The organism is Sphingobium sp. RSMS, assembly GCF_005406185.4.
Taxonomy (GTDB): domain Bacteria; phylum Pseudomonadota; class Alphaproteobacteria; order Sphingomonadales; family Sphingomonadaceae; genus Sphingobium; species Sphingobium fuliginis.
In genome coordinates, this window is sequence record NZ_CM191258.1 from 160,587 (window position 1) to 183,847 (window position 23,261).

A 23,261-nucleotide genomic window follows, 5' to 3' on the forward strand; every position below is an offset into this window, starting at 1 on the left:
AGAGGGAAGGGGCCGAAAGCGCGATGTTCAAGATGACCCGACGCAGGCTGTTGGGCGGGACGGTCGCCGTCGCCGCAAGCATCGGCACGGCCCCGATGCGGCGCGCCATGGCGCAGGATCTGCCCGGCGGGCCGGACACCGAATGGCGCCATTATGCCGCCGACCAGGCCAATACGCGCTATTCGCCGCTCGACCAGATCAACGCCGATAATTTCAGCGATCTTCAGGTGGCCTGGAGCTTCAAGACGGACATATTGGGGGCGCGCAAGGAATATCAGTTCGAACCGACGCCGCTGCTGGTCAAGGGGCGGCTGTTCCTGACCGCCGGGTCGCGCCGCGACTGCGTCTGCATCGACGCGGCGACGGGCGAACTGCTCTGGATGTTCCGCAAGGACGAGGGGCAGCGCGCGCTCAATTCCCCGCGCCAGCTTTCGGGCCATGGTTGCTCCTATTGGACCGACGGCAAGCAGGAGCGCATCCTGTTCGTAACCATCGGCTATCAGCTCGTCTCGCTGGATGCGGCGACCGGCATCCCCGATCCGGCCTTTGGCGTGAACGGCGTGGTCGACCTCAAGAAGGATTTCGATCAGGAGATCGATCCGGAAACCGCCGATGTCGGGCTGCACGCGACGCCGCTCGTCGCCCGCGACACGGTGGTGGTGGGCGCGGCGCATACGGCGGGCGACGTGCCGGCGGTGCGCAAGAATGTGAAGGGCTATGTGCGCGGCTTCGACGTGCGCACCGGCAAGCGCAAGTGGATATTCCACACCATCCCGAAAAAGGGCGAATATGGCTATGACAGCTGGCTGAACGGCGACGCCGACGAAGCCGGCAATGGCGGCGTCTGGGCGGAAATGTCCGCCGACGAGGAACTGGGGCTGGTCTATGTGCCGGTGGAGCTGCCCACCGGCGACGAGATGGGCATGTTCCGGCGCGGCAACGCCCTGTTCGGGGAGTCGCTGGTCGCGCTGGACCTGGAGACGGGCGTGCGGCGCTGGCATTATCAGCTCGTCCATCACGGCCTGTGGGACCGGGACATCCCCTGCGCGCCGATCCTGTGCGACATTCCGGTGAACGGCAGGACGGTGAAGGCGCTGGCGCAGCCGACCAAGCAGTGCTTCCTCTATGTGCTGGACCGCACCAACGGCCAGCCGATCTGGCCCATTTTCGAGCGGCCGGTGGAGGCGGGCGACGTGCCGGGCGAATGGTATGCCAAGACCCAGCCATTCCCGACCAAGCCCCCCGCCTATGACGTGCAGGGCGTCGGCATCGACGACCTCATCGACTTCACGCCGGAACTGCGCGCGCAGGCGGTGGAACTGGTGAAGCAGTACAAGATCGGGCCGCTCTACACGCCGCCCGTGGTCAGCAAGCCCGGCCGCTGGGGCACCATATCCGCGCCCGGCATCCAGGGCGGGACCAACTGGCCGGGCGGCTGCTACGATCCGGAAAGCCATACCGTCTTCGTCTATTCGAAGACCCAGCCCTCCGTGATCGGCATCATCCCGAACGAAGACCCCAGCGTCTCCGAATTTCCGCATGTGCACGGCATTGCCGGGTCCGAAGTGCGACCGCAGGTGGCGATGGGCGCGGCGGCGCCGACGCCCTTCATGCGGCCCCCGGCGGCGAAGCCCGGTTCGGGGCCGCCGCCCGGTTTCCTGACTGTGCAGGGCCTGCCGCTGCTCAAGCCCCCCTATGGCCGCATCACCGCCATCGACCTGGGCAAGGGCGACCTCAAATGGCAGGTCGCCCATGGCGAGACGCCGGACAATGTCCGCAACCACCCGGCGCTCAAGGGCCTGAAGATTCCCCGCACCGGCCGGGCAGGCAATCTGGGGCCTCTGTGCACCAAGAGCCTGGTGATCTGCGGCGAGGCGGGCTTCTACACCAATGAATATGGCATCAGGGGCGCGATGCTGCGCGCCTATGACAAGGCCACGGGCGAGGAGAAGGGCGCGGTCTACATGCCCGCGCCGCAGAGCGGATCGCCCATGACCTATATGCTGAACAACCGCCAATATATCGTCGTCGCCATTGGCGGCGGCAATTACAGCGCCGAACTGGTGGCGTTCCGACTTCCAGGAATGGCTTGATGGCAGGAGTGGCTTAATGGCGGGAGTGGCTCGATGGGCAAGGTGACGCGGGGATATTGGCTGGCGGGCGCGCTGCTGCTTGCGGGCGGCGCGGTCGTGACGCGCGCGCAGGCGCCCGAGCGCCATGTCTGGACCGGGGTCTATACGAAGGATCAGGCCGAGCGCGGCAAGGCCGCCTATGCGGAGAATTGCGCGGCCTGCCATGGCGAAACGCTCGCCGGGATCGATGTCGCGCCCGCTCTGGTCGGGCCGACCTTCCTCAACAACTGGAACAACACGTCCGCCGGCGATCTGTTCGCGCGCATCCAGACGACCATGCCGCTCAACGCGCCGGGCAGCCTGGGCGGGCGGAAGGTCGCGGACATCGAAGCCTATATGTTCGAAGCCAACGGCTTTCCCGCCGGCGACCTGGCGCTGCCGCCCAATGCGGCGCTGATGCCCAATGTCAGGATCGTGGCGCAAAGGCCCGAACCGGCCAAGCCCGCGCCGGAATGCAAATGCGGTAAATGAGGGCGGGGCGGCGTCCCGCCGCCCGCTTCCCCATCAGGCGCCGGTCCAGTCCGGCACTTTCTTCGTGCGCGCCAGGAAATCGGACACGCCCTGCCGGAAATCGGCGCTGCCATAGACTTCCGCAATCAGATCCTCGACATCGGGCAAAGCTCCGAAGGCCATGCGCCGGATCGTCTCCTTCGTCGCGCGGGTGGTGAGCGGCGCATTTTCGGCGGCCCGCCGCGCCAGCGCGTCGGCCTCCGCATCCAGCGTCTCCCGCTCCACGATCCGCAGCAGGAAACCGCTGGCGAGCAGCTCCTCCGCCGTCAGCATCTCGCCCAGCAGCACCATGCGCTTCGCCCGTTGCACGCCGACCGCCGCGCCGATCCGAGCGATGCTGGCGGCGGAGAGGCAGTTGCCTATGGTGCGGCCAATGGGAGAGCCGAAGCGCGCATCGCGGGTCGCGATCCGGAAATCGCAGGCGGAGGAGATGTTGATGCCGCCGCCCACGGCCCAACCCTCCACGACCGCGATGGTGGTGCAGGGGATGGCGTCGACCGCGCCCATGCATTCGTCGATGTCGCGCTCATAATCGACGCCCTGCCGGCCGGTCGTATAATCCGCGAATTTGGAAATGTCGGTGCCGGATATGAACGCCTTCCCCCCGACGCCGCGGAACACCGCGACGCGGATGGAGGGGTCGGCCGCTATGTCCCGCGCCGCGTCGCGCAGGTCGTGCCACATCGCGCCGGTCAGCGCATTATGGGCGGCGGGATTGTCGAAGCGGATATGGGCCTGATTGCCCCGCTTCTCGTAAATGAGGCGCGCCTCGCTCATTTCGCGGCTTCCCGCTGCGGGGCGAGCAGGCCCTTTTCCACCAGTTCCTGCCGGATCAGGTCGCTATGTTCGTTGAGCAGCGGCGGGGGCAGGCGGACCTCCTGCGGCGTGCCCCGCATCTTCACCGGGAAGCCCAGCGCCTTGAATTCGCCCTCCACCGGATGGGGCACCTGCATCACCATCTCCCGCGCGACGGCCTGTTCGCTGGTCACCGCCTCGCCATAATCGAGGATCGGCGCGGCGGGAACGCCCGCCGCCAGCAGGGCGTCGATCCATTCCTGCCGCGTGCGGGTGAGGAAGGTGGGCGCAAGATCATCGATCAGCGCGAGCCGGTTGACGACGCGGGCGGCGTTGCTGGAATAGCGCGGATCGTCCTGAAGCTCCGGACGCCCGAGGACGTCGAGGAAGGTCAGCCACAGTCCCTGATTGGCCGCGCCGATGACGAACCAGCCGTCCGACGCCTGCATCGCCTGATAGGGGGCGGACATGCGGTTCGCCGAACCGATGGGCGTGGGCGACTTGCCCGTGCCCCAAAGCTCCGTCGTCTCCCAGATCGAAAGGCCCAGCGCCGCTTCCAGCAGGGAGGCGTCGATATATTGGCCCTGCCCACTCTTTTCCCGGCCGATAATGGCGGAGAGGATGGCATAGGCCGAGAAAAGACCGGCGCCCAGATCGGCCACGGCGATGCTGTTCTTCGCCGGTTCCATGCCGGGAAAGCCGTTGGAGCTCAAAATCCCCGACATGGCCTGCGCGATCAGGTCGAAGCCGGGGCGCTGCGCCCATGGGCCGGTCTGGCCGAAGCCGGAAATGCTGGCGTAGACGAGGCGCGGATTGATCTTCGCCAGCGTGTCATAGTCGATGCCCAGCCGCGCCGCGACGCCGGGCCGGGCATTTTCCACCAGCACGTCGGCGCTCTTCACCAGCGCATAGAGCACTTCGCGATCGGCATCGTCCTTCAGGTTGAGGGCGATGCTGCGCTTGTTGCGGTTGAGCGCGAGGAAACCGGGGCTGTCTTCCCCCTTCAGGCGGAAGCCCATCGAATGCCGGGTCGAATCGCCCGTGACCGGCGGTTCGATCTTGATGACGTCGGCGCCCATGTCGCCCAGCAGCATGCAGCAGAACGGGCCTGCCATGACCTGCGAAATGTCGAGTACCCTGATGCCCGCCAATGGCAGCGTCGCCATATTCCTTCTCCCTTATGCGCCATATGGGGGCGCCGATTTTCGGTCACAGATCATATTGTATATGATTTGACCCTCTGCTAGCATTCCCCTGACAAAAGAACAACCGGGCTTGTCGACCAAAGGTCAAACCCCGCCTTCAGGAGAGGCATGTCGTTGAAAATCACATCTTCGTTCCGCCGGTCCATCGCGCTGGCTTCCCTGATTTCCGTTGCCGCCGGCGCTTTGCACGGCGCAGCCACGGCGGCGCCATCCGCCGATGCCGACTGGGCCGCCTATGGCCGCGATCCCGGCGGCGCGCGCCATTCGCCCCTCAGGCAGATCACGACCGCCAATGTGGGCACGCTGCGGCAGGCCTGGGTATATCATATGCGCCCGCCCGGCGTGACCGCCGATGTGGGACCAATGCCAGACGGCATGCGCGCCAAGTTCGCCACTGGATTCTCAGCGTCGGAGGCGACGCCGCTGGTGGTCGACGGCGTCATGTATCTCGCCACGCCCTATAATCGCGTGGTCGCGCTGGACGCCGCCACGGGGAAGGAACGCTGGGCCTATACGCTCGCGAACAAGGACCAGCCCTCGACTCGCGGCGTCGCCTATTGGCCCGGAGCCAGGGGGAAGGGCGCGCGCATCTTCTTCGGCACCCGGTCCGGCAAGCTGATCGCGCTCGATGCCGCGACCGGCCAGCCTGCCGCCGCTTTCGGGGAAGCCGGGATCGTCAACATGAAGACGCCCGAGGTGATGAACGGCCTGCGCGCCGCGCCGCTGGGCATGAGCAGCCCGCCCGCCATCTACAAGGACCTGGTCATCACTGGATCGCGGGTGCAGGAGATGCCGGTCAAGGGCGCGGCGGGTGATGTGCGCGCCTGGGACGCGCGCACGGGCAAGCTGGTCTGGACCTTCCACACCATCCCGCAGGCGGGGGAGAAGGGCGCGGACAGTTGGGAGGGAGACAGCGCGAAGGCGCGATCGGGCACCAATGTCTGGACCTTCGTGCAGGTCGATGAAAAGCGCGGCATCGCCTATCTGCCGGTCGGCGCGCCGACCTTCGACCGCTGGGGCGCTGACCGAAAGGGCGCCAATCTCTATTCCAACTCGGTGGTCGCGGTGGACGCGGCGACCGGCAAATATCTCTGGCATTTCCAGACCGTGCATCACGACATCTGGGACCTTGACCTGCCGACGCTGACGCTGGTCGACATCAGGCGCGGCGGGCGGGTCACGCCCGCGCTGGTGGCGATGAACAAGACGGCGATCATGTTCATCCTGGACCGCGTGACCGGCAAGCCGCTGTTCGACGTGCGCGAAGTGCCGGTGCCGACGGAGACCGACGTGCCGGGCGAGCAGCCCTGGCCGACCCAGCCCATGCCGGTCGCGCCGCCGCCGCTCACCCGCCTGTCCTATAATGCCGAGGACATATTGGATGTCACGCCGGAGCTGAAGGCCCGGTGCGAGGCGCTGGTCAAGAAGCTGAACATCACCCCCAGCAAGCCGTTCCAGCCGCTGCGCGCCGACAGCGCGATCAATTTCTTTCCCGGCAGCCTGGGAGGCGTGGACTGGGGCGGGGGCGCGTTCGACCCCGATCTGGGCCTCTACGTCATCAACCTCAACGAACTCGCCAGCCCCCAGCAGTTGGAGCCGCAGCCCGACGGAAGCTGGGGCATGAAGGGCGGCTACGCCTATTTCGCGGACATGGAAACCGGCTTCCCCTGTCACAAGCCGCCATGGGGCGAACTGGTGGCCGTAGATGTCGCCAAGGGCACGGTGGCGTGGCGCCGGCCCTTGGGCGACACCGGCCATCCCGCGCTCAAGGATGCGGGGATCACCAGCGCGGGCGGGCCGTTCACGACATCGGGCGGGCTGACCTTCATCGGCGCGACCAAGGACCAGCGCTTCCGCGCGTTCGAAACGAAGACGGGCAAGCTGCTCTGGACGGCGGAACTGCACGGTTCCAGCTACGGAACGCCGATGACCTATGCCGTGGGGAAACGGCAGATGGTCGCCGTCGTGGCGACAGGGGGCTTCGCCTTTTCACCGGCCACCAGCGACGAGGTGGTGGCCTATGCGCTTCCTTGAGGACATGACATGCGTAAAGTCGGACTGATGATCATGGCCCTGACCCTGCCCCTGATCGGGGCGGGGGCATTGGCCCAGCAGGCGCCTGCGACCGTAGCCGTGGCGCCGCCGCCGCCCGGCCCTGGCCTGGACCTGATCAACGAACGCTGCGGTTTCTGCCACACGACCGGGCAGGTTTTCCAGAAGCGGCGGAGCGAGGCGGAATGGGCGGCGACCGTGCAGGGCATGGCCGATCGCGGGGCCGAGGTCTCGCCGGAGGAGGTCAAGACGATCACGGCCTATCTGGCGAAAAATTATGCCCCCGCGCCCGGTGCCGGGCCGGGCGCGGGCGGCCGTTAAACGCGGTTCGGCCCAAGCGGGCGGCGCGTCGCCGCCCGCTGCCCTTCATTGACCCCCGGCGTAGAGCGGCAGCATCCCCTTCACCTTGCTGCGCAGGCGATAGATGCTGGTGCTGCCGGTGATATAGACCGTGTGCCCATCCTCCGCGAAGGCCAGATTGGCCGCGGTTTCCGGCAGCCTGATCTGCCCCAGCACCTTGCCCTGCGGCGTGACGATGCGGATGCCGCCCGGGCCCGTCATCCAGATATTGCCGGCCGTGTCGACCTTCAGCCCGTCCGGACCGCCGCGACCGCCGGGGAAGCGGATCAGCTCGCGCGGCGCGGACAGGCTGCCGTCCGGGCGCACATCATAGGCGCGGATATACATTTCGGGGCCGTAATTGCCGACATAGAGGGTCTTGAAATCGGGGGAGAAACCGATGCCGTTGGGCAGCGTCATGTCGGTGATGACCGGCGTCAGCCTGCCGTCGGCATAGCGGAACACGGCGTTGAAGGGCAGTTCCTTGGCCGGGTCCTTGTCCATGCCGTTGAACAGGCCGAAGGGCGGATCGGTGAACCAGAGCGCGCCGTTCTTGTCGTAGACGAGATCGTTGGGGCTGTTCAGCCGCTTGCCCTGATATTCCGACAGGAAGGGTTGCAGGCTGCCGTCCTTGCCGACCCTGACGATGCGGCGAGCGCCCATCTGCGTCATCAGCACCGTGCCGTCGGGGGCGGGGGCCATACCGTTGGAGCCGATGCTGGCGCCCGCCGGGGGATTGGGCAGGCCGCCTGAATTGGCCACCAGTTCCTCCACCTTTCCATCCGGGCTGACGGCCCGCATCCTGTCCCCGGTGACGTCGGAGAACCAGAGCCGGCCCTCATGCCATAGCGGCCCCTCCGTAAAGCCGAAGCCGGTCGCCACCCGCTCGATCGGCGTGCCCGGCGCTATGATCGCGTCGAGCGCCGGGTCCAGCCGCTCGAAGGATGGCGCGGCAGCCGGTGCGGCGGGTTCCTGCGCCAGCAATGGCGCGGTCAGGGGGCAGAGCGCAGCGGCAAGCAGGGCGGCGCGAAGGCGGGATGACATGGCTTTGGTTCCTTCTTGGATGATCGAAAAGGAGGGACGCGAGAGGATCGGCGCGATGTTACCGCCGCGGTTGCATGCGCGCTTCGGCTTCGGCGCGGTAGCGGGCCTTCGCCGCCAGATCGCGCGCCACGCCGATCACCATCAGTTCGAGCGGCTGCGCCCCCGTCTGGCGGATCGCCCGCGCCTCGCCAAGGTCGACGGGCACGGCGTCGCCCGCGCTGAGCGGCGCGGTTTCCCCGTCCAGCGTCACTTCGCCCGTGCCGGAGATCACATAATAGACCTCGCTCATATCCGCCTGCACCCGGCGGCCGAGCGCCGCATTTGCGGGCAGCAGGACATGATCGACATAGGACCAGGGCGTCGAAAAGACCGCCGGTCCCAGCGCGCGGCGAAAGAGGACGCCGCCGGTCGCATCGGGCAGGGCGGCCGCCGCCGGCTTCAGGAGGGCGCGGTCCAGCCGCATGCTGATGAACTGCGGCACGGGATCGAGCGTCGCATCGGTGCGCGGGTCGCCCAGATCGAAATTGTCATAGCTCTTGGTCATGCCGACATTGATGTTCAGCCATTGCAGCGGCCTGTCGGTCGGATTGTAGATGCCATGGGCATGCCCCTTGCGGTCGGGCACGCCGGCAGGCCCGGCCAGGCGCGAGGTGCGGCCGTCGATGGTGAACTCCGCCTCGCCGTCGAGGATGATGAACATCTCCTCGCAATCATTGTGGAAATGCTGGCCGATGCCGCTTTTGGGCGCGATCGTCCCGCGATGGACGAAGATGAGGTTGGTGCTGAGCGCATTGGCGCCGAGCAGCGGCCCGAACTTCATCGATCCCGCACCGCCATGGACGCCGTTCGCAACCCGCATTTTGTCCGGATCGCTGTGGCCGATACGTTGCGCCAGCGGCGGCGCGGCCTGCGCCATGGCCGTTCCGCCAAAGGCCATCAGCGCTGCGACCAGCGCCATGCGCGGCGTGCCCATGCCCATCTTCCCCTCTCCAATGCTTGCTCTTGCCTGCTTATGCCGACATACATCATCTTATCACGAATCATATAGTATATTGTTTGGCGCAGAAGCCAAGCGGGAGGGATGGTTATGAATGGAGCCGCGCGGTCCAGGGTCAGGCTGGGCCTGATCTTCCTGTTGTTCATCATCAGCGCGATCGCTTTTCTCGACCGCACCAACATCTCCGTCGCCGGGGTGGAGATGCGGAAGGAATATGCCATCGACCAGGTGCAGCTGGGCTGGGTCTTCAGCGCCTTCCTGATCGGCTATGCGCTGTTCCAGGTGCCGGCGGGCTGGCTCGCCGCGCGCTACGGTCCCCGCATCGTGCTGACCGGCGCGCTGCTCTGGTGGGGCGTGTTCACCGCGGCGACGGCGCTCATCCATCCGGAGGGCAGCGCCGCGCTGCTGCTGCTGGCGCTGACCCGCTTCGCGCTCGGCATCGGCGAGTCGGTCGTCTATCCGTGCGGCAACCAGTTCCTGTCGCGCTGGATACCGGCGCAGGAGCGCGGCAAGGCGAACGGGTGGATCTTCGCGGGGGTGGGCGCCGGGTCCGGCATCACGCCGCCGCTGATCACCGCGATCATCCTGTGGGGCGGCTGGCGCGCATCCTTCTATGCCTGCGCGGCAATGGGCCTTGCCGCCGCCGCGGTCTGGTTCTGGCTCGCGCGGGACCGGCCGCAGGAGCACCCGTCGGTGAACGCGGCCGAACTCGCGCATATCGAGGCGGGCCTGCCCCCGGCCAAAACGGCGTCGGCCGGACCCATTCCCTGGAGCGCCATATTTTCCAGCCGCAATGTCTGGGGCCTGTTCGTCAGCTATTTCGCCTTCGGCTATGTGATCTGGATCTTCTTCAGCTGGTTCTTCATCTATCTTGCCGAAGCGCGGCATCTGGATGTCAAATCCAGCGCTGTCTTCTCCATGCTGCCCTTCCTGTGCATGACCTTCGGCTGCCTGCTGGGCGGGGTCATCAACGACCGGGTGTCGGCGCGCTACGGCCTTTATTGGGGACGCTCCGGGCTGGGCGTGCTCTCCTTCGTGCTGACCGGCCTGTTCCTCGCCAGCGGATCGATGGTGGACAATGCGCCGCTCGCGGTGCTGATCCTGGCCGGGGGGGCAGGGGCGATCTACCTCTCGCAAAGCTCCTTCTGGTCGGTGACGGCGGACATAGCGGGCCCGCATAGCGGCGTCGTGTCCGGCTTCATGAACATGGGGTGCCAGATCGGCGGGGCGCTGACCTCCACCCTGACGCCGATGATCGCCGCGCAATTCGGCTGGACCGCCGCCTTCATCGCGGGGGCCGCCGTGGTGCTGGCGGGCGTGCTCGCCTGGGTGATCGTGGACCCGAACCGGCTGCTGGAGCAGCCGGTCGGGGAAGGCGCCCGGACGCCTATTGGCGGCGCGACAGCCTGACGGTGAAGGGCTTGCGCCCTTCCATGTCGAAGAAGGTGGTGCCGAACGGCGTGCGGCGGACATGGATCACCGCCCCGACGGGCGGCGGCGGCGCGACGGTCGTCGTGTCGTAGGCGGTGCCGTCCTCCAGCTCCAGCCGGTGATAGCCGTGCCGCAGCGGGATCGCAGCCTTCAAGCGGCTGTCGAAATCCGTGCGGCTCTTGAGGGCGTCGCGACGGTCCTGATAGCTGTTGATCGCAGCCGCCGATGCCGCAGCGGGGGGCGCGGGAACGGGAATCGGGCGGCTGTCCTGCGCGGCCCGGCCAGACCGGCGATCGTAGCAGGCCAGGCGTTCCGACGGGTCGTCCAGACGCGCGCAGCCATCTTCCTGCGCCAGCGCGACACATTGCGGAAACAACGCAATCCCGCCGATCACGGCCAGTTTCCAGATGTGTTTCACGCCCTTCTCCTCTTTTCATGTCATAATTTGTTTGACTAATGCTCTAACATCATATCCTATATGATCAAATGCAAGACGCAAAAGTCTGCTCAAGGGGAGGATTGATGGCAATCATAAAGGCCGCATTCTATCTGTGTTCGCCCGCCTTGCTCATCCTGGGGGCGTCGGCCCAGACATCTGCGCCGGCACCGTCTGCGCCGCCCGCCCGCCCGCCCATGGAAAATGCCTGGTCGCCCAAGCGGACGCCGCCGCGCGCCTATGACGCGCCCAATCGTCCCTGGTGGAAGCTCGCCGACATCCTTGCCGCGCACAAGGGCCAGAAAAGCTGGACGCACGCCATCGTCCGCAACCGCGATCTGGAGGCGGACTGGCACCAGATGGCGGCCGGGCAGCGCACCGAACCGCTGATGTATGCCGACAATGCGACCGCCCTCATCGTCTGGGGCGGGCAGCTCCGGGTGAGCATCAAGGGGCAGGAACCCTTCGTCGCGGTCAAGGGCGGAGAGGTCAATATTCCCTTCCGCCTGCCTTTCACCCTGGAAAGCGTGGGCGACGAGCCGGCGCTGTGGCTGGAGGTGCACGGCGCGGGCGACGTGCCGCTCTATCCCGCCGCGACCAGGCCGGACAAGCCCAGGGACGTGCCGGGCTTCACCTATGTGAAGGCCGCGTTGATGGGCGGCGACGGGCATTATGGCGCCGCCGACCGGCCTTATCTCGATTATTACAAGGATGTGGTGACCGGCGGGCAAAGAGCCGGCGCATTCATCGCCGGCGATCATCTGTTCGTGAACAATATTCGCGGAAAGGGCATCAAGACTCCGCCGGCCAGCGATCTTGGCCATTTCCACTTCGGCTATGATGAATTCTGGTTCATCATGGAAGGCAATGTCGATTACCAGATCGAAGGCGTGCCGTTCTTCACCGCGTCGCCCGGCGACGTCGTGACCGCCGCCCAGGGCCGGTGGCATCGCGCCAGCTTCGGCGGGCAGCCGGGGCAGATGGCCACGCGCGTCGCGATCAACCCTTATCCCCGCGGCTTGCACAGCTTCCAGCCGCACTGAACCGCGCCCCTCGGGGCCATCGCCAATACCCCGGAATCCGGAGACTTTCAGCCTCCGGACAGCCATAAACTCACATAAAAATCCTATAGTATATGATAATGAGGGAGAGAGCCATGTTGGGAGAATATCTGCCTGCACGATTGAACAGTTCGCTGATCGCGATCGCGGCGGCGATGGTGGCCGGCCAGCCCGTGCTGGCCCAAGACAATGCGACGATCGCGCCGCCGCCCCAGAACAGCCAGTCGGTAACGGACAGCGACATCGTCGTCACCGGTTCCGCCATTCGGGGCGTGGCGCCCGTCGGGTCCAACCTGATTTCGGTGGGCCAGGATACGATCGAGAAGACCGCGCCCGTCAACGTGTCGCAACTCGTCAACACCGTGCCGTCCATTTCCACGGCCGGTTCGGTCGCGCAGGGCGAGAATGCCTATTCCTATTATTCGCCGCAGATCCACAGCCTTGCGGGATCGTCGTCCAACACCACTCTGGTGATCCTGGACGGCCTGCGCCTGCCCGGCGGCGGCACGCAGTTCGCCCAGACCGACCCCAACATCATCCCGGTCAGCGCGATCCAGCGGGTCGAGGTGCTGGCCGACGGCGCATCGTCCGTTTACGGGTCGGACGCGGTCGCGGGCGTGGTCAACTTCATCACCCGGCGGACCTTCGACGGGTTCGAGGCGAATGCGCAGGCGGGCTTTGCCGACAGCTATCACAATACCAACTTCAACTTCATCTGGGGCAAGAAGTGGGACACGGGCGGCGTCTATGTCGCGGGCTCCTATTCCGACCAGTCGGAACTGAAGAACAGGGACCGCCGCTTTTCCAGCCTGGGCGATTATCGTCCGGTCGGCGGCACCAACACCAACAGCTATCAGTGCAGCCCCGCGACGATCATCGCGCCGGGGGTCAGCGGCGTCTTCCTTTCGCCCGGCGCGACGACGACAGTTCCCAATATTCAGGCGAACGCGCCCTGCAACAATTCGGTCTACGCCAATCTTCTGCCTTCGCAGTTCCGCGCGAATGCGATGATCAAGGTCACGAACGATTTTTCGGACAAGTTCACCGTCACCGCGATGATGAACTATAACCGCCAGGAAACGCATAATGCGTCCGGACCCGGCGGCCTGACCAACGCCACCGTATTCGGTCCCGGATCGGGCCGGGGCGGCCAGATCAACCCCTTCTACCAGGCGCCCGCGGGCGCGCCCGGCGCCACGCAGCAGACGGTCACATGGCTCGCCCTGCTGCCCGACGCGGATTATGGCGAACAGGAATCGCAGTCGGATTCGATCTATTCGACCGCCGTCGCGGAATATCATGTCAATGACGACTGGACGCTGACCTTCAGCGACGCCTTCGGCTGGAACCGCTCGGCGCTCAACACCGTCAACGGCTTCTGTTCCGCCTGCGCCCTGCTGGCGCTGAACGGCACCGCGCAGTTGAGCGGCAGCACCACGGCGACCGACATTCCGGGCCAGAACGTCATCGCGCTCAACCTGCCGCTGACGGCGGCGAACGCGCTGGACGTCTGGCGGCCCTTCGACGGCACCAACCGGACTTCCGAAGCGGTCATCCGCTCGCTCTATCGCAACAATAGCGAGAATACGAACTACAACACGTTCAACCAGATGAAGCTGGACCTGAACGGATCGCTGTTCAGTCTTCCCGCGGGCAAGCTCAAGATCGCGGTCGGCGGCGAATATCTCTGGTATGAACAGACGCAGAAGATCACTGGCTCCAACAATACCGGCCCGACCACGACCGGTTCGAACTTCCGCGTCTATAACTACAAGCGCGACGTGAAGTCGCTTTACGCCGAACTCTATATTCCGGTCGTTTCACCGGATATGGGCATTCCGCTGGTGCACAGTTTCGACCTCAGCATCTCCGGCCGCTACGACAGCTATAGCGACGTGGGATCGACCACCAATCCGAAGTTCGCCGCGAACTGGGAGCCGGTGGAGGGCGTCAAGCTGCGCGGCAACTATTCCCGCGCCTTCGTGGCGCCGCCGACAGCAGTGATCGGCGATCCGACGCAGGGCTATCTCTACGCATCCGGCAGCGTCGGCGTGAACGGCACGCAGATCGCCGTGCCCATCGCCAACTATCCCGATGTGGCGAACATCCCCGGCGTGCAGTGCAATGCGACCACCTGCACCATCGGCACGCCGGCGATCCAGGGCATGCGGCGCCAGCTGGGCGGCGGCTTTTCCAACATGACCCCGCAAAAGGGCCGCAGCTGGTCGGCGGGCATCGACCTGGCGCCGCGCTTCCTGCCCGGCTTCACCGCCGCCTTCACCTATTTCCACAACAAGTTCATCGGCGGCGTCTCCTCCCCCAGCCCCAGCGCCATCGTGAACTCGGCGGGGCTGCGCAACCTGCTGACCATCTGTCCGCAGACCTGTTCGCAGGCGCAGATCGACGAGTTCGCCAATATCGCCAATGGCGCGACGGTGTCGGGCGCGATCCCGCCGCAGGTCTATTTCCTGATCGACCAGAGCAGCCGCAATGCGCTCAACCTGACGGTGGAGGGGATCGACGGGCAGTTCAACTATCGCACGGAGATCGGTGAACTGGGCAGCTTCGTGATCGGCACGGGCTTCACCTACTTCACGAAGTTCCGGCAGAATTTCGGCGGCGGTACGGACTTCAGCATCCTCAACACTTCCGGTTACAACACCACCTTCCCGTCGGTGCGGTTCAAGAACCGCGCACAACTGGGCTGGGCCAAGGATGGATTGTCCGCCGATCTGTTCTGGAACCATACGGGTTCCTACCGCAACTGGATCAGCACGACGGTGGAACCGATCATCGTCAATTCGATCGGCAACCCGATCGGCGGCGGCGACAAGGTCAAGGCCAACGACACGTTCGACCTGCACCTGCAATATGAATTCCAGGGTGAAAGCTTCGCCCGGGGATGGCAGATCTATGTCGACGCCCAGAACATCTTCGACAAGAACCCGCCCTTCTACAACGGCAACACCAACGGCATATTGGGCGGCGCATGGGGCTATAACGGCTTCGTGTCAAACCCGATCGGGCGCATGGTTTCGGTGGGCCTGCGCATCCGCATGTAATCCCTTCGCCGGGTCGCATGGAGAGGGCTCCGGAGCATGCATGCTCCGGAGCCCTTTTCACATCGGAGGATGGCGGTTCAGGAAAAGGGCGTGGCGAATTCCAGGCGGATGCCCCCCGGAATGAAGACCAGGAAGTGCCGGGTGGCCGATCCGGCGCGGATCGGGCCGGGCGGGGCGTCGACCACCACCTCCGGATGGGCGCGCACCTTCTCCCACGCGGTGTCCAGCGCTGCATCGTCAGCCACCGCGAGCGAGAGATGGTGCAGCCCGATATTGGCCCGCCGGTCGAAGGCCCGGGCGCTCAGCGGATCGGCGGCGCGCCAGAGGGTGAGGAGGATCGCGCCGTCCGACAGGAAGATGGAGGGATAATCGGGAACGCCGCCCACCTCGTCGAAGCCGAGCACGCCGCAGAAGAAGGCCCGCGCCTGGTCGAGATCGGGCACCGTCAGCCCGACATGATGGACGCCGCGCGTGAGTTTGTCTTTCATGATTTCTATCCTTCCAGTTCGGCAATGCGTGCGCGAAGCCGGTCGAGCTCGTCCACCAGGGGGGGCGGTGAGGCGCTCGATCTCCTTCTGCGTGAAGCGCGGGGTGATATGTTGCGGACAGTTCCAGTCGAAGCCCACGACATCGATCAGGAAGGCGCGCTCAGGTTCGGCGCCATAGCCGGGCGTCATCAGCGCCGCGATGGTCGCCGGATCGTCGCTGCCATGGGCATGGCCGATCAGCTTCAGGCGGCGGCGGTTGGGATAGTCCATCAGGAACAGGGACACCCGGTCGTCGGCGGCGAGGTTCGAGGCCGAGAGATATTGGCGGTTGCCCCGATAATCGGCAAAGCCGATCCGGTTGTCCCCGATCCGCCGCAGGAAGCCGGCCGGGCCGCCGCGATGCTGGACGTAAGGCCAGCCATCCTCGCTGACGCTGGCCATGTAGAAGCTGTCGCGGGCGGCGATGAAATCCGCCTCCCGGTCGGTGAGCATGTCGGCCGCGCCCGCATTCGCCTCCATGCGCGCATAGGAAGCGCGCGAACCGGCGGCTTCCTGCATGGCGCGTGCGCCGTTGCCGAACATGGTGTGGAGATAGACCTGTGCCATGCCGGACAAGCTAAGCCATTGCGCGCTGCATGATAATGGCCGATGATTGGCTTTCACTGTTTCAGTTTGGGGAATAATGGATCGCTTCGATGCCCTGTCCGCTTTCGTCGCGGTGGCCGACCAGCGCGGCTTCGCCGCCGCAGCGCGCAAGCTGGGCATGTCCCCGCCCGCCGTCACCCGCGCCGTCGCCGCGCTGGAGCGGCATCTGGGCGTGACGCTGTTCCACCGCTCCACCCGCGCGGTGTCGCTGACGGACGAAGGTGCGGCCTTTCTGGACCGGGCGCGGCGGATCATGTCCGAGCTGCGGGAGGCCGAGCAGATCGTCATGGGCGGCCGGTCGGCGCCGCGCGGCCAGCTTTACGTGACCGCTCCGGTGATGTTCGGGCGACTGCATGTGCTGCCTGCCATAGGCGCGCTGCTGGCGGCTCATGACGGGCTGAGCGCGCGCATGATGCTGATCGACCGCAATGTCCGCATCGTCGAGGAAGGGATCGACGTGGCCGTGCGGATCGGGCCGCTGGCCGACAGCGCGCTGCGGGTGATGAGCATCGGCTCGGTGCGGCAGACCATCGTGGCCAGCCCCGCCTATCTGGCTGCGCATGGCGTTCCGGCGACGCCGGCCGATCTGGCCGGCCATCGCTGCATCGTCGGCAGCGGCATCAGGATCGGCGCCGCCTGGCGTTTCGGCGGGAAGGCGGAAAGCACGGTCGAGGTCGCTCCCCGCCTGACCGTCAATACGATCGACGGCACGATCGCGGCGGCCGAGGCTGGGGTGGGAGTGGCCAATGTCCTGAGCTACCAGGCTGCGGAGGCGGTCGCGGCCGGGCGGCTCGTCCGGCTGCTGGAGGACCACGCGCCGCCGCCCGTGCCGGTCAGCCTGCTCTACGACGCCGGGCGCGCGGCAATGCCCGCTGTGCGGCTGTTCCTGGAGGCGATGCGCGAGCGGGCGCGGCAGGGGTCGTGGGATTGATGGCGGGAAACGCCTGGCCGGAATCGCTCCTGCCGCGCCCGGCTTGGGGTATTTTGCATCGATACGGTGATCGCGCGCGCCGCCGGCACGCATTCTAAAAGGATCGCCGCCGATCCCCGCGATCAGGGGCAGGGATCGGGCAGTTCGCGATGGATCGCTTCGATGGCGGCCAGCGCATCTGCATCCAGGCGGACGTCGACGCTGGCGAGATCCATCTTGAGCTGCTCCAGCGATGTCGCGCCGATGATCATCGACGTGACGAAGGGCCGGCTGTTGACGAAGGCCAGCGCCAGTTGCGCCGGGGGCAGGCCATGGGCCTGCGCGACGGCGACATAGCGCGCGCTGGCGGTCGGCTGTCCGGGCAGGTCGTACCGCACGAACTGGCGGCTCACGTCCCTGCGCGAACCCGCGGGAATGCGGCCGCCCAGATATTTTCCCGTCAGATTGCCGCCGGCCAGAGGGGAATAGGCGAGCAGCGACACCTGTTCGCGCAGCGCATATTCCGACAACCCATGTTCGAAGGTGCGGTTGAGCAGATTATAGGCATTCTGGATCGAGGCGACGCGCGGCCATTCCTTCTCACGCGACAGGCGCAGATATTCGGACACGCCCCAGGGGGTTTCGTTGGAGACGCCGAAATGGCGGATCTTTCCTGCCCGCACCAGGTCGGCCAGCGCGCCCAGCGTTTCCTCTATGGGCACGGTGTCGGGCGTATCGTCCAGTCGCGTGAGGCCGCGAGCGCCGAAGGACGGCACCGGCCTGTCGGGCCAGTGCACCTGGTAAAGATCGATATAGTCGGTGCGCAGCCGGCGCAGGCTGTCCTCCACCGCCTGTTCGACATTGCGCCGGTCGAGCCGGTTGTTGCCGCCGCGAAATTCCCGCACGGCGTCGCGGGTGGGACCGGCGATCTTGGTGGCGACTATGACGTCGTCCCGCCGCTTCCGGCCCGCGATCCAGTTGCCGATATAGGTTTCGGTCAGGAACTGCGTCTCGCGGGATACGGGCGTCACCGGATAGGCCTCCGCCGTGTCGATGAAGTTGACGCCGTGGCCCACCGCGTGGTCGAGCTGCTCATGCGCCTCCGCCTCGCTGTTCTGCGAGCCCCATGTCATGGTGCCGAGGCAGATCAGGCTGACTTCGATCCCGGTGCGTCCCAATGTGCGATATTCCATTCCGTATCCCTATATGAAGCTGGCCTCCGCCCATTCTCCTTAGACGCTGGAGGCGGCAGGACACTCAAGATAATTTCATAAAGCGTTGAGCAAGCCTGTTTTCACGGTCGCCGGAGCCCGGCGGAACGGGAGAATGGCCGCGCGGCCGCCGATCGTTTCGTGCTGCGTGCGCTCCGGGCCGCGAAAGGACCGATTGCGGCCCTCCGTTCCGCCCGCTAAGGTCGCCATGGTTCTTTGTCATTGAAGGATCATCGAACGCCCTTGTCCAGCCGGGACGTCCGACAGGGATGACCGGCGCCGCGCCGAACCGCGCTTTTCTCCAGAGCTGGATATGCCCGCCACCGTGTCTGATTTACCTGATCCAGCGGATGCGCTTGCCAAGGCCGGGCGCCGCCTGGATGCCCGCGGCCTGGCGCCAGCGACCGCCGGCAATTATTCCGCCCGGCTGGCCGACGGGACGATCCTCATCACTCGGTCGGGCGCGCATAAGGGGCGCCTCGATGCCGCGCAGTTCATGCGCGTGGCGGCGGACGGCACGGCCATCGACGCGGGTCGATCCTCTGCCGAGACGTTGCTGCACTGCCTGATATATGCGCTCGATCCCGCCGCCGGGGCGGTGCTCCACACCCACTCCGTCGCCGGCACGGTCCTCAGCCGCGCGCTGGCCGGCCGGGACGGGATCTCGCTGGCCGGATATGAGCTGCTCAAGATTTTTCCGGGCGTCGCTACCCATGAGGCGAGCGTCACCCTGCCACTGGTCGACAACAGCCAGGACATGCCCGCGCTCGCCGCTCTGCTGCGGCCGATATTGCTGGCGCAGGAGCGGCTGGTGCCGGCTTTCTACATTCGCGGCCACGGGCTTTACGCCTGGGGGCCGACGCTGGACGCGGCCGAGGCGATGGTGGAGGGGTGCGAATTCCTGCTGGCCTGCGCCTGGGAAGAAATGAAGCTGAGGGGAGGGGGCCGATGACCAGTCTGATCCAATATGACGACAGCCCGCCGCATGGAGCGCGGGGCCGGTTGGACGATCACGCCGCGATCGCCGCCATTCTGGAGCCGACGGGCGTGCGGCTTGAGCGGTGGGAGGCGGGCGCGACGCTCTCGCCCGACGCGGCGGAGGCCGAGATCATGGCCGCCTATGCGGAGGACATAGAGCGGCTGAAGGCGCGGGGCGGCTACCGGTCCTGCGACATCGTCAAGATGACCCCGGACCATCCCGACCGCGAAGCCATGCGTGCCAAATTCCTGGCGGAACATGTGCATGACGATGATGAAGTCCGCTTCTTCGTCGAAGGAGCGGGCCTGTTCTACATTCGCTTCGGCGGCACGGTCCATGCGCTGGAATGCACGGCGGGGGACCTGATCGTCCTGCCCGCAGGGACGCCGCACTGGTTCGACACCGGGGAGCGGCCGCGTTTCACGGCCATCCGCCTGTTCACGACGCCGGAAGGCTGGGTCGCGCGGTTCACGGGCGATGAGATCGCCCGCGCCGTCCCCCTCTATCAGGGGGCGGCATGAGGCCAGGCGCAATCGTCACCGACATAGAGGGCACCACGTCCAGCATCGCCTTCGTCCATGACGTGCTTTTCCCCTATTCCCGTGCGCGGCTTGAGCGCTTCCTCACCGATCGTCCGGACGCGGCGGCGGCGATATTCGATGCCGTGCGCGCGGAAGCGGGCACGGACCTGGACCGGCAGGCCTGCATCGCCCTTCTGCGCCAATGGCATGATGCGGACCGCAAGATCGGGCCGCTCAAGCAATTGCAGGGCATGATCTGGGCGGACGGCTATGCGCAGGGGCATTTCACCGGCCATGTCTATCCCGACGCGGCCGAAGGGCTGCGCCGCTGGCATGACGCGGGCATTGCCCTGCATGTCTATTCGTCGGGGTCCGTGGCGGCGCAGAAGCTGCTCTTCGGGCATAGCGACCATGGCGACCTGACGCCGCTGTTCGCGGGCTATTTCGATACGGCGGTCGGCGGCAAGCGGGAAGCGCGCTCCTATCGCGCCATTGCCGATGCGCTGGACCGCCCGCCCGCCGAGATATTGTTCCTCTCCGACACGCCGGAGGAACTGGCGGCGGCGACGGAGGCGGGCCTTGCCGTGACCCTGCTGGCGCGCGACGGGGCATCGGCCGACAGCCGCTTTCCCATAGCCGACAGCTTCGACGCCATCGGATGGCAGGAGGATCGCCGATGAGCTACACCGCCCTGGACGAACGCAGCGTCGGCCCCTTTCTGGCCGATATAGCCCCCATTGCCGAGCGTCTGGGCGGCAGGCCAGGCGATTGGACGGTGGCGGAGGTCGGGGACGGCAATCTCAATCTCGTCTTCCTGGTGACCGGGCCGTCGGGGGGCGTCGCCGCCAAGCAGGCGCTGCCCTATGTGCGCATGGTGGGCGAAAGCTGGCCGCTGCCGCTGTCGCGCGCCTATTATGAGCGTCTCGCCCTGGCCGATCAGGCCGCCCATGCGCCTGCGCGCGTCCCCGCGCTGCTGCATCATGACGATGCCATGGCGCTCACGGTGATGGCGTTGCTCAAACCCCACCTCACCTTGCGCGGCGCGCTTGTCGAAGGGGAACGCTACCCGCTGCTTGCCAGCCATCTGGCCGAATTCCTGGCCGATACGCTGTTCTTCACCTCCGACCTCGCCGTGCCGGTGGTGGACAAGAAGGCGCGCATCGCCGCCTATCTGGGCAATACGGCCATGTGCCGGATAACAGAGGACCTGATCTTCGACGAACCCTATTTCGACGCGCCCATGAACCGTCATACCCGGGGGCTGGAGGACATCGTCGCCGCCTTCCGGACGGACGTGCCCCTCCGCCTTGCCGCGCAGCGGATGAAGGCGCGCTTCCTCGCCGCGCCGGAGGCGTTGCTGCATGGCGATCTCCACACCGGATCGGTGATGGTGACGGCGGACGATACGCAGGTGATCGATCCCGAATTCGCCTTTTACGGGCCGATCGGCTTCGATGTCGGCATGGTGCTCGCCAATCTCTGGATGGCCTATCTCGCCCAGCCCGGCCAACGTCCGGCGGAGCGGCCCGACCCCTGGCTGCTGGACCAGTCCGAAACATTGTGGAAGGGCTTTGCAAGGCGCTTCACCGGGCATGGGAACGCCCTCGATCCCCAGGCGGAACACGGCGCGCTGCATGCGCTTGCCAAGGGCGATGCCGATCTGCGCGCGGCGGCGATGGAGGATGTGCTCGCCGGCATCTGGACCGACGCGCTGGGCTTTGCCGGTTGCGAGATGATCCGGCGGATCCTCGGCCTTGCCCATGTCGCTGATTTCGAAAGCATCGCGGATGAAGCCCTGCGCGCCGATTGCGAGCGCCGGGCGCTCCAGATCGCGCGCAGGCTGCTGGTCGATCGCGCCGCCTTTCCCGGCATCGCCGCCGTGTTGCATGCAATCCGGCTGGACAGGGCGCCCGCATGAGGCTGGAGGGCAGGGCCACGCGCTCCATATGGCTGGAGCCGGATGGATGGAGCGTCGGCATCTTCGACCAGCGGCGCCTGCCCTGGGCGTTGGAGCGGCTGGTCCTGAAAACGCCCGGACAGGCGTTCGACGCCATAGCCGACATGGCCACGCGGGGCGCGCCGCTGATCGGCGCCGTCGCCGCCTATGGGCTGGCGCTGGCCTTGCGCGAAGACCCGAGCACCGCGTCGCTGGAGCGCAGCTTCGCCCATCTCGCCTCGGCGCGCCCGACGGCGGTCAACCTGCGCTGGGCGCTGGAGAGGGTGCGGGCCGCCGTCGCGGAACGCCCGGCCGACGAACGGACGGCGCTGGCCTATGCACAGGCCGCCCGCCTCTGCGACGAGGATGTCGCGGCGAACCGGGCGATAGGCGAAGCCGGCCTGCCCCTCATCCGGGAAATCGCCGCGCGCAAGGGCGGGGAACCGGTCAATATCCTCACCCATTGCAATGCCGGCTGGCTGGCAACGGTGGACTGGGGCACGGCGACCGCGCCCATCTATCTCGCGCATGACGAGGGCCTGCCCGTCCATGTCTGGGTGGATGAGACGCGACCCCGGAACCAGGGCGCGCTGACCGCTTTCGAACTGGCGGGCCACGGCGTCCCGCACAGCGTCGTGGTCGACAATGCCGGCGGCTTGCTGATGCAGCAGGGCAGGGTGGACATGGTCATCGTCGGCACCGACCGGGTGACCGCCAATGGCGATGTCTGCAACAAGATCGGCACCTATTTGAAGGCGCTGGCGGCGCAGGCGCATGGCATAGCCTTCCACGTCGCGCTTCCCTCCAGCAGTTTCGACCCCGCGACGCCGGACGGGGCGGCCGTGCCGATCGAGCAGCGTGCCTCCGACGAGATACGCTTCATCCCCGGCCCCGATGATCATGGCGCGCAGACCCGCGTCGGCATCACCGCATCGCCCGCCTTCAACCCGGCTTTCGACATCACGCCAGCCGGCCTGGTCACAGGCTATGTCACGGAAAAGGGCTTGATCAGGGACGCGGCGGGCCTTCTCACGCTCCGTTGACCGGTACCGGGCTGAGCGGCTTGACCTCGCGAATGACGACCAGCGTCTTGAACGTGCGGATGCGGTCATTGGCGGCGAACAGGCGCTGCGCCAGATCGTCATAGCCCTCCATGTCGCGCGCCACGATGCGCAGCGCGAAGTCATGATCCCCGGTGACGTTCCAGGCCTCCAATATCTCGGGCTCGTTGCGGAATATCTCCATCATCTCGTTCATCGTGTGCGCGCTTTCGCGTTCCAGCGAGACGAGGACGATCATGGAGAGGGGCCAGCCCAGATTCCTCGGCCTGACGATGGCGATCTCGCGCTCGATCACCCCGATCGCGCGCAGGCGCCGAATGCGGCGGTAGCAGGCGGGCGGCGACAGGCCGACGGTTTCGGCGAGGGCGGAGACCGGTCGCTGCGCATCGGCCTGCAACAGTTCGACCAGTTTCCGGTCGAAGGAATCGAGGAGATCGTTTTTCATC

Annotated in this window: 21 protein-coding genes; 13 read left to right on the plus strand and 8 right to left on the minus strand. The window is 66.4% G+C overall.

Annotated features, from left to right (window positions below; translation table 11 throughout):
- Nucleotides 1–23: 23 nt before the first annotated feature.
- Entirely contained in the window at nucleotides 24–2,093 is a 2,070-nt protein-coding gene (locus EGM87_RS18915; RefSeq protein WP_137708655.1) for an outer membrane protein assembly factor BamB family protein, read from the plus strand.
- Nucleotides 2,094–2,126: 33 nt separating this feature from the next.
- Complete coding sequence (locus EGM87_RS18920) at nucleotides 2,127–2,603, plus strand: c-type cytochrome (RefSeq protein ID WP_025548698.1); 477 nt, start codon at nucleotides 2,127–2,129, stop codon at nucleotides 2,601–2,603.
- Between the two features lie 33 nt (nucleotides 2,604–2,636).
- Here EGM87_RS18920 and EGM87_RS18925 read toward each other — a convergent pair whose 3' ends face one another.
- Complete coding sequence (locus EGM87_RS18925) at nucleotides 2,637–3,419, minus strand: enoyl-CoA hydratase (protein WP_137708654.1); 783 nt, start codon at nucleotides 3,417–3,419, stop codon at nucleotides 2,637–2,639.
- Nucleotides 3,416–4,603, minus strand: a complete 1,188-nt coding sequence (locus EGM87_RS18930; protein ID WP_025548695.1) for a CaiB/BaiF CoA transferase family protein — start codon at nucleotides 4,601–4,603, stop codon at nucleotides 3,416–3,418. Before EGM87_RS18930 ends, EGM87_RS18925 begins: the two co-directional genes overlap by 4 nt.
- A gap of 147 nt (nucleotides 4,604–4,750) precedes the next feature.
- Between EGM87_RS18930 and EGM87_RS18935 the strand changes: the two genes are divergently transcribed.
- Together EGM87_RS18935 and EGM87_RS18940 are read left to right on the plus strand one after the other, a co-directional pair.
- Complete coding sequence (locus EGM87_RS18935; RefSeq protein ID WP_137708653.1) at nucleotides 4,751–6,676, plus strand: pyrroloquinoline quinone-dependent dehydrogenase; 1,926 nt, start codon at nucleotides 4,751–4,753, stop codon at nucleotides 6,674–6,676.
- A gap of 9 nt (nucleotides 6,677–6,685) precedes the next feature.
- A complete protein-coding gene (locus EGM87_RS18940) occupies nucleotides 6,686–7,015 on the plus strand; it encodes a c-type cytochrome (RefSeq protein WP_065846312.1) in 330 nt (109 codons plus the stop codon).
- Between the two features lie 45 nt (nucleotides 7,016–7,060).
- On the opposite strand, the gene EGM87_RS18945 is transcribed toward EGM87_RS18940, so the two are convergent.
- Together EGM87_RS18945 and EGM87_RS18950 are read right to left on the minus strand one after the other, a co-directional pair.
- A complete protein-coding gene (locus tag EGM87_RS18945) occupies nucleotides 7,061–8,077 on the minus strand; it encodes an SMP-30/gluconolactonase/LRE family protein (protein WP_137708652.1) in 1,017 nt (338 codons plus the stop codon).
- 58 nt (nucleotides 8,078–8,135) lie between these two features.
- Nucleotides 8,136–9,056, minus strand: coding sequence for a cupin domain-containing protein (locus EGM87_RS18950; RefSeq protein ID WP_137708651.1), 921 nt, complete (start codon nucleotides 9,054–9,056; stop codon nucleotides 8,136–8,138).
- 102 nt (nucleotides 9,057–9,158) lie between these two features.
- Between EGM87_RS18950 and EGM87_RS18955 the strand changes: the two genes are divergently transcribed.
- On the plus strand, nucleotides 9,159–10,484 hold the full coding sequence (locus EGM87_RS18955; RefSeq protein WP_253719198.1) for an MFS transporter: 1,326 nt from the start codon (nucleotides 9,159–9,161) through the stop codon (nucleotides 10,482–10,484).
- Here the strand turns inward: EGM87_RS18955 and EGM87_RS18960 are convergent.
- Nucleotides 10,462–10,923: a hypothetical protein gene (locus EGM87_RS18960; protein ID WP_025548688.1), complete on the minus strand. Its 462-nt coding sequence runs from the start codon at nucleotides 10,921–10,923 to the stop codon at nucleotides 10,462–10,464. The genes EGM87_RS18955 and EGM87_RS18960 overlap by 23 nt on opposite strands.
- Before the next feature lie 104 nt (nucleotides 10,924–11,027).
- On the opposite strand from EGM87_RS18960, the gene EGM87_RS18965 reads away from it, so the two are divergent.
- Both EGM87_RS18965 and EGM87_RS18970 read left to right on the plus strand, forming a co-directional pair.
- A complete protein-coding gene (locus EGM87_RS18965) occupies nucleotides 11,028–11,984 on the plus strand; it encodes a cupin domain-containing protein (RefSeq protein ID WP_099186673.1) in 957 nt (318 codons plus the stop codon).
- Nucleotides 11,985–12,097: 113 nt separating this feature from the next.
- Complete coding sequence (locus EGM87_RS18970; RefSeq protein ID WP_137708649.1) at nucleotides 12,098–15,064, plus strand: TonB-dependent receptor domain-containing protein; 2,967 nt, start codon at nucleotides 12,098–12,100, stop codon at nucleotides 15,062–15,064.
- A gap of 77 nt (nucleotides 15,065–15,141) precedes the next feature.
- On the opposite strand, the gene EGM87_RS18975 is transcribed toward EGM87_RS18970, so the two are convergent.
- Nucleotides 15,142–16,158, minus strand: a complete 1,017-nt coding sequence (locus tag EGM87_RS18975) for a VOC family protein (RefSeq protein ID WP_137708648.1) — start codon at nucleotides 16,156–16,158, stop codon at nucleotides 15,142–15,144.
- A gap of 76 nt (nucleotides 16,159–16,234) precedes the next feature.
- On the opposite strand from EGM87_RS18975, the gene EGM87_RS18980 reads away from it, so the two are divergent.
- On the plus strand, nucleotides 16,235–17,128 hold the full coding sequence (locus EGM87_RS18980) for a LysR family transcriptional regulator (protein ID WP_099186675.1): 894 nt from the start codon (nucleotides 16,235–16,237) through the stop codon (nucleotides 17,126–17,128).
- A gap of 122 nt (nucleotides 17,129–17,250) precedes the next feature.
- Here EGM87_RS18980 and EGM87_RS18985 read toward each other — a convergent pair whose 3' ends face one another.
- Complete coding sequence (locus EGM87_RS18985; protein WP_137708647.1) at nucleotides 17,251–18,300, minus strand: NADP(H)-dependent aldo-keto reductase; 1,050 nt, start codon at nucleotides 18,298–18,300, stop codon at nucleotides 17,251–17,253.
- 343 nt (nucleotides 18,301–18,643) lie between these two features.
- Between EGM87_RS18985 and EGM87_RS18990 the strand changes: the two genes are divergently transcribed.
- The 5 genes from EGM87_RS18990 to mtnA are packed head-to-tail and all read left to right on the plus strand — an operon-like array spanning nucleotide 18,644 to nucleotide 22,797.
- Nucleotides 18,644–19,270, plus strand: a complete 627-nt coding sequence (locus EGM87_RS18990; RefSeq protein WP_316252063.1) for a methylthioribulose 1-phosphate dehydratase — start codon at nucleotides 18,644–18,646, stop codon at nucleotides 19,268–19,270.
- Nucleotides 19,267–19,818 (plus strand): 1,2-dihydroxy-3-keto-5-methylthiopentene dioxygenase, encoded by a 552-nt coding sequence (locus EGM87_RS18995; protein ID WP_137708645.1) that lies wholly within the window; start codon nucleotides 19,267–19,269, stop codon nucleotides 19,816–19,818. Before EGM87_RS18990 ends, EGM87_RS18995 begins: the two co-directional genes overlap by 4 nt.
- Nucleotides 19,815–20,498, plus strand: coding sequence for an acireductone synthase (gene mtnC, locus EGM87_RS19000; RefSeq protein WP_137708644.1), 684 nt, complete (start codon nucleotides 19,815–19,817; stop codon nucleotides 20,496–20,498). The genes EGM87_RS18995 and mtnC overlap by 4 nt, the downstream gene beginning before the upstream one ends.
- Entirely contained in the window at nucleotides 20,495–21,736 is a 1,242-nt protein-coding gene (mtnK, locus tag EGM87_RS19005) for an S-methyl-5-thioribose kinase (RefSeq protein WP_137708643.1), read from the plus strand. The genes mtnC and mtnK overlap by 4 nt, the downstream gene beginning before the upstream one ends.
- Entirely contained in the window at nucleotides 21,733–22,797 is a 1,065-nt protein-coding gene (gene mtnA, locus EGM87_RS19010) for an S-methyl-5-thioribose-1-phosphate isomerase (RefSeq protein ID WP_137708642.1), read from the plus strand. Before mtnK ends, mtnA begins: the two co-directional genes overlap by 4 nt.
- On the opposite strand, the gene EGM87_RS19015 is transcribed toward mtnA, so the two are convergent.
- Nucleotides 22,784–23,260, minus strand: coding sequence for an Lrp/AsnC family transcriptional regulator (locus tag EGM87_RS19015; protein WP_137708641.1), 477 nt, complete (start codon nucleotides 23,258–23,260; stop codon nucleotides 22,784–22,786). The two genes, mtnA and EGM87_RS19015, sit on opposite strands and share 14 nt — an antisense overlap.
- Nucleotide 23,261 lies beyond the last annotated feature (1 nt).

Excerpts from the sequence above, each read along its gene's own strand:
- EGM87_RS18915 (WP_137708655.1), top strand. The coding sequence starts at position 24 with ATGTTCAAGATGACCCGACGCAGGCTGTTGGGCGGGACGGTCGCCGTC.
- EGM87_RS18920 (WP_025548698.1), top strand. The coding sequence starts at position 2,127 with ATGGGCAAGGTGACGCGGGGATATTGGCTGGCGGGCGCGCTGCTGCTT.
- EGM87_RS18925 (WP_137708654.1), bottom strand. The coding sequence starts at position 3,419 with ATGAGCGAGGCGCGCCTCATTTACGAGAAGCGGGGCAATCAGGCCCAT.
- EGM87_RS18930 (WP_025548695.1), bottom strand. The coding sequence starts at position 4,603 with ATGGCGACGCTGCCATTGGCGGGCATCAGGGTACTCGACATTTCGCAG.
- EGM87_RS18935 (WP_137708653.1), top strand. The coding sequence starts at position 4,751 with ATGTCGTTGAAAATCACATCTTCGTTCCGCCGGTCCATCGCGCTGGCT.
- EGM87_RS18940 (WP_065846312.1), top strand. The coding sequence starts at position 6,686 with ATGCGTAAAGTCGGACTGATGATCATGGCCCTGACCCTGCCCCTGATC.
- EGM87_RS18945 (WP_137708652.1), bottom strand. The coding sequence starts at position 8,077 with ATGTCATCCCGCCTTCGCGCCGCCCTGCTTGCCGCTGCGCTCTGCCCC.
- EGM87_RS18950 (WP_137708651.1), bottom strand. The coding sequence starts at position 9,056 with ATGGGCATGGGCACGCCGCGCATGGCGCTGGTCGCAGCGCTGATGGCC.
- EGM87_RS18955 (WP_253719198.1), top strand. The coding sequence starts at position 9,159 with ATGGTTATGAATGGAGCCGCGCGGTCCAGGGTCAGGCTGGGCCTGATC.
- EGM87_RS18965 (WP_099186673.1), top strand. The coding sequence starts at position 11,028 with ATGGCAATCATAAAGGCCGCATTCTATCTGTGTTCGCCCGCCTTGCTC.
- EGM87_RS18970 (WP_137708649.1), top strand. The coding sequence starts at position 12,098 with ATGTTGGGAGAATATCTGCCTGCACGATTGAACAGTTCGCTGATCGCG.
- EGM87_RS18975 (WP_137708648.1), bottom strand. The coding sequence starts at position 16,158 with ATGGCACAGGTCTATCTCCACACCATGTTCGGCAACGGCGCACGCGCC.
- EGM87_RS18980 (WP_099186675.1), top strand. The coding sequence starts at position 16,235 with ATGGATCGCTTCGATGCCCTGTCCGCTTTCGTCGCGGTGGCCGACCAG.
- EGM87_RS18985 (WP_137708647.1), bottom strand. The coding sequence starts at position 18,300 with ATGGAATATCGCACATTGGGACGCACCGGGATCGAAGTCAGCCTGATC.
- EGM87_RS18995 (WP_137708645.1), top strand. The coding sequence starts at position 19,267 with ATGACCAGTCTGATCCAATATGACGACAGCCCGCCGCATGGAGCGCGG.
- mtnC (WP_137708644.1), top strand. The coding sequence starts at position 19,815 with ATGAGGCCAGGCGCAATCGTCACCGACATAGAGGGCACCACGTCCAGC.
- mtnK (WP_137708643.1), top strand. The coding sequence starts at position 20,495 with ATGAGCTACACCGCCCTGGACGAACGCAGCGTCGGCCCCTTTCTGGCC.
- mtnA (WP_137708642.1), top strand. The coding sequence starts at position 21,733 with ATGAGGCTGGAGGGCAGGGCCACGCGCTCCATATGGCTGGAGCCGGAT.
- EGM87_RS19015 (WP_137708641.1), bottom strand. The coding sequence starts at position 23,260 with ATGAAAAACGATCTCCTCGATTCCTTCGACCGGAAACTGGTCGAACTG.